A 4,653-nucleotide genomic window follows, 5' to 3' on the forward strand; every position below is an offset into this window, starting at 1 on the left:
CTCTCCCAGCTGCACCAGCTGCGCGGCCGGGTCGGGCGCAGCCGCGAGCGCGGCTACGCCTACTTCCTGTATCCGCGCGAGGCGCCGCTGACCGAGACCGCCTACGACCGGCTGGCCACCATCGCGCAGAACAACGAACTGGGTGCCGGGATGGCGGTTGCGTTGAAGGACTTGGAGATTCGCGGTGCCGGCAACGTGCTCGGGGTCGAGCAGTCCGGTCACGTCGCCGGTGTGGGATTCGATCTGTACGTGCGGCTGGTCGGCGAGGCTGTCGAGGCGTACCGGGCGGCCTACCGGGCAGCCGGCGACGGCTCGACCGTCACCACCGCCGAGGAGCCCGCCGACGTGCGCATCGACCTGCCGGTGGATGCGCACCTGCCCGCCGACTACATCAACAGCGACCGGCTGCGGCTGGAGGCCTATCGTCGGCTGGCCGCCGCCCACGACGAGGCCGCGATCGCGGCGGTCATCGACGACTTCACCGACCGCTACGGCCCGCTGCCCGAGCCCGCGCAGCGGCTGCTCGCCGTGGCCCGGCTGCGACTGTTGTGCCGGCACTACGGCGTCACCGAGGTCGCCGCCACCGGAAACGGTGCGACGCTGCGGATCTCGCCGCTGACGCTGCCCGACTCCGCGCAAGTCCGGCTCAAGCGGCTCTACCCGGCCGCCGGCTACCGCGCGACCACGTCGACCGTGCAGCTGCCGGTCCCGCGGCAGGGCGGCATCGGCGGGCAGCGGCTGCGGGATCTGGCGCTGGTGCAGATGGTGGCCGATCTGCTGCTCGCGCTGCATGGCCGCCCGCCCGGCGACATTGATATAACGGCCCGGTGACCGTCATCCTGGTCGACCCGCGCCGGCCCGCGGTGGTTGCGCTGGAGGCGGTCGGACACCTCGGCGGGGACGTGCAGTACACCGCGGACGTGCCCGAGCAGCTGGTGCGGTCGCTGCCGGCGGCCCGCCCGGCCGGCACGGGCGCACCCGCGCCGACGCTGCTGGCCGCCGACCCCGCGCACCCGCAGGTGACGTCGCGGCTGGCGGCGGGGGAGGCGCTGATCGGCGCGCCCGACCCCAGGCCCGGGGAGCGCGTGCTGGACGCGGTCGCGGTGATGGACACCCTGCGCACCGCGGGCCCGTGGGAGAGCACCCAGACCCACGAGTCGCTGCGCCGCTACCTGCTGGAGGAGACCTACGAGTTGTTCGACGCCGTGCGCGGCGGCGACGCCGCCGAACTGTGCGACGAACTCGGCGACGTGCTGCTGCAGGTGCTCTTCCACGCCCGCATCGCCGAGGACGCCCCGGAGCATCCGTTCAGCATCGACGACGTCGCCGACGCGCTGGTGCGCAAGCTGGGCAACCGGGTCCCCGCGGTGCTGGCCGGCGAGACGATCACCCTGGAGGACCAACTGGCGCAGTGGGAGCAGCGCAAGGCCCGGGAGAAGACCGCCGGCGGGTGCCTCGAGGGCATCCCCACCGCGCAGCCCGCCCTGGCGCTGGCGCAGAAGGTGATCGACCGGGTCGGTGCGGCCGGGCTGCCCGCCGACCTGATCCCGACCGAGCTGACCGCGGTGTCGGTGAGCCCGGGCGGGGACGCGGAGAACGAGCTGCGCGCGGCGGTGCTGTCCTTCCTCGACGCGGTGCGCGCCGCCGAGCGGTCCCTGGCCGCCGACGGCCCGCTGGCCGGGCCGATCAGCGCTGATCAGTGGCGGCGGCACTGGCCGCGCGGGGATTGACCCGGGATTAACGCCGCCGGACCGTGGGATGATAGGAGAGTCGGGGTACGTCACCAACGAGGGGTAGCGAGGGGCAGCGAGGGGTGGTGAGGGATCTGTGATGCCGTCGTCGGTCCGGCCGCGGGTCGCCGCCGCCCTGGTGGCAGCGGTGATGCTGCTGGTCTCGGGGTGTTCCTGGCTGACCGGAGCCCCCATCCCCGAGGGCGTCCCGCCGCCGCCCGGGGACCCGGTGCCCGCGATCGACACCCGCGCGGCCGGGCGCCCCGCCGACCAGTTGCGGGACTGGGCCGCCCAGCGCGCACCGGCCCTGGGCATCCCGGCCGAGGCCCTGGAGGCCTACGCCTACGCCGCGCGGGTCGCGCAGGTGGAAAACCCCGACTGCAACCTGGCCTGGACCACGCTGGCCGGCATCGGCATGGTCGAAAGCCACCACGGCACCTACCGCGGGGCGGTGATCGCCGACAACGGCGACGTCAACCCGCCCATCCGGGGAGTGCGCCTGGATGGCACCGGCGGCAACCGCGAGATCCGCGACAACGACCCCACCGCGGACGGCGACCCGGTCTACGCCCGGGCGATGGGCCCGATGCAGTTCATCCCGGAGACCTGGCGGCTCTACGGGGTGGACGCCAACAACGACCGCGTCGTCAGCCCGGACAACTTCGACGACTCCGCGCTGGCCGCGGCGGGCTACCTGTGCTTTCGCGGCCAGGACCTCGACTCGCCGCGCGGCTGGATGAAAGCGCTGCGGGCCTACAACCACTCCGACTCCTACGCGCGGGCCGTGCGGGACTGGGCCACCGCCTACGCGGCGGGCCATCCGCTCTGAGCGACCCGCAGCGTGCGGCCCCGATCCGGCCGCGGCGCGGTTTAGGCTGATCGCGTCCCGCCCGGTCAGCCCTGCCAGCAAGGAGAACCCCGTGCCCATCATCGAACAGGTCGCCGCCCGCGAAATTCTCGACTCGCGCGGCAATCCGACCGTGGAGGTCGAGGTGGCCCTCATCGACGGCACCCTCGCCCGGGCCGCCGTGCCCTCAGGCGCCTCCACCGGAGAGCACGAGGCCGTCGAGTTGCGCGACGGCGGGCCGCGCTACGCCGGCAAGGGCGTGCAGAAGGCGGTGGCCGGGGTGCTCGACGAGATCGCCCCCGCCGTCATCGGGCTCGCCGCCGACGACCAGCGGCTCGTCGACCAGGCGCTGGTCGACCTCGACGGCACCGCCGACAAGTCGCGGCTGGGCGCCAACGCCATCCTCGGGGTGTCGCTGGCGGTCGCCAAGGCCGCCGCCGACTCCGCGGAGCTGCCGCTGTTCCGCTACCTGGGCGGGCCCAACGCGCACATCCTGCCGGTGCCGATGATGAACATCCTCAACGGCGGCGCGCACGCCGACACCGGCGTGGATGTGCAGGAGTTCATGGTCGCGCCGATCGGCGCGCCCAACTTCCGGGAGGCGCTGCGCTGGGGCGCGGAGGTCTACCACGCGCTCAAGGCGGTGCTCAAGAAGCAGGGTCTGGCCACCGGTCTGGGCGACGAAGGCGGCTTCGCCCCCGACGTGGCCGGCACCACCGCCGCGCTCGACCTGATCCTCTCGGCGGTCGAGTCGGCCGGTTTCACGCCCGGCACCGACGTGGCGCTGGCCCTCGACGTCGCCGCGACCGAGTTCCACACCGCCGGTTCGGGTTACAGCTTCGAGAAGCACACCCGCGACGCCGCCCAGATGAGTGAGTTCTACGCCGGTCTGCTCGACGTCTACCCGCTGGTGTCCATCGAGGACCCGCTTTCCGAGGACGACTGGGACGGCTGGGTGGAGCTGACCGCGGCGATCGGCGACCGGGTGCAGATCGTCGGCGACGACTTGTTCGTCACCAACCCCGAGCGCCTCGAGGACGGCATCGAGCGCGGCGCGGCCAACGCGCTGCTGGTGAAGGTCAACCAGATCGGCACGCTCACCGAAACCCTTGATGCGGTCGCGCTGGCGCACAACAGCGGCTACCGCACGATGATGAGCCACCGCAGCGGCGAGACCGAGGACACCACCATCGCCGACCTCGCGGTGGCCGTGGGCAGCGGGCAGATCAAGACCGGTGCGCCGGCCCGCAGCGAGCGCGTCGCCAAGTACAACCAGCTGCTGCGCATCGAGGAGGCCCTCGGCGACGCCGCCCGCTACGCCGGCGATCTGGCCTTCCCGCGGTTCGCGGCGGGCGACTGAGGAAGCCTCCGGTGGCAGAGGGCAAGCGGTCGGACTCCAAGCGGCGCGCACCGGCGTCGCGGCCGGGTGCCGCGTCGCGCCGTTCGCGCCCGGCGCGGGCGGGCGCCAAGGAGACGGGCCTGCGCGCCCGCGCCGAGTCGGTCGGGCGCGGCATCACCGAGCCGATCCGGCGCGCGCTGGCCGCCTCGGCCGCCCAGCAGAGCGAGGAGCGGCTGGGCTTCACCGCCCGGCGTGCGGCCATCCTCGCCGCGGTGGTGTGCGTGCTGACCCTGACCATCGCCGGGCCGGTGCGCACCTATTTCGCGCAGCGCACCGAGATGCGTCAGCTGGCCGCCAGCGAGGCCGCGCTGCGCGAGCAGATCGCGGAGTTGGAGGGCCAGAAGGCCAAACTCGCCGACCCGGTCTACATCGCCGCGCAGGCCCGCGAGCGGCTCGGCTTCGTCAAGCCCGGTGACATTCCCTATCAGGTGCAGCTGCCCGAGTCGGCGGCCGCGGCGATCGACGGCGCCCCCGGGGGACCGCAGGGCGGCACCGCGCGCGGCGGCGACCCCTGGTACACCGCGCTGTGGCACACCATCGCCGACCTCGCGGTGGCTCATCATCGTGCGGTAGCCGCTGTTGTGCGCCAGCGCGACCGCATCAAGGGTTTCGGTGAGCGTGCCGATCTGGTTGACCTTCACCAGCAGCGCGTTGGCCGCGCCGCGCTCGATGCCGTC

General features: G+C 73.5%; 4 protein-coding genes and 2 pseudogenes. 5 read left to right on the plus strand and 1 reads right to left on the minus strand.

Going from position 1 to position 4,653, the window contains the following annotated elements:
- The 5 genes and pseudogenes from ACKOB8_RS00730 to ACKOB8_RS00750 all read left to right on the plus strand — a co-directional run.
- The coding region (locus tag ACKOB8_RS00730) for a TRCF domain-containing protein (protein WP_526374632.1) at positions 1–831 on the plus strand (831 nt) is incomplete at its 5' end.
- Positions 828–1,730, plus strand: coding sequence for a nucleoside triphosphate pyrophosphohydrolase (locus ACKOB8_RS00735; protein ID WP_526374634.1), 903 nt, complete (start codon positions 828–830; stop codon positions 1,728–1,730). The genes ACKOB8_RS00730 and ACKOB8_RS00735, both read left to right, overlap by 4 nt.
- 100 nt (positions 1,731–1,830) lie before the next feature.
- On the plus strand, positions 1,831–2,559 hold the full coding sequence (locus tag ACKOB8_RS00740) for a lytic transglycosylase domain-containing protein (RefSeq protein WP_526374636.1): 729 nt from the start codon (positions 1,831–1,833) through the stop codon (positions 2,557–2,559).
- A gap of 91 nt (positions 2,560–2,650) precedes the next feature.
- Positions 2,651–3,937 carry a phosphopyruvate hydratase gene (gene eno / locus ACKOB8_RS00745; RefSeq protein WP_526374638.1) on the plus strand — a complete coding sequence of 429 codons (1,287 nt, stop codon included), beginning with the start codon at positions 2,651–2,653 and terminating at the stop codon, positions 3,935–3,937.
- Positions 3,938–3,948: 11 nt separating this feature from the next.
- Positions 3,949–4,521: pseudogene (locus ACKOB8_RS00750) on the plus strand (FtsB family cell division protein); the annotation flags it as partial.
- 3 nt (positions 4,522–4,524) lie between these two features.
- On the opposite strand, the pseudogene ACKOB8_RS00755 reads toward ACKOB8_RS00750, so the two are convergent.
- Positions 4,525–4,653: pseudogene (locus ACKOB8_RS00755) on the minus strand (phosphopyruvate hydratase); the annotation flags it as partial.

The organism is Mycobacterium sp., assembly GCF_046091765.1.
Lineage (GTDB): Bacteria > Actinomycetota > Actinomycetes > Mycobacteriales > Mycobacteriaceae > Mycobacterium.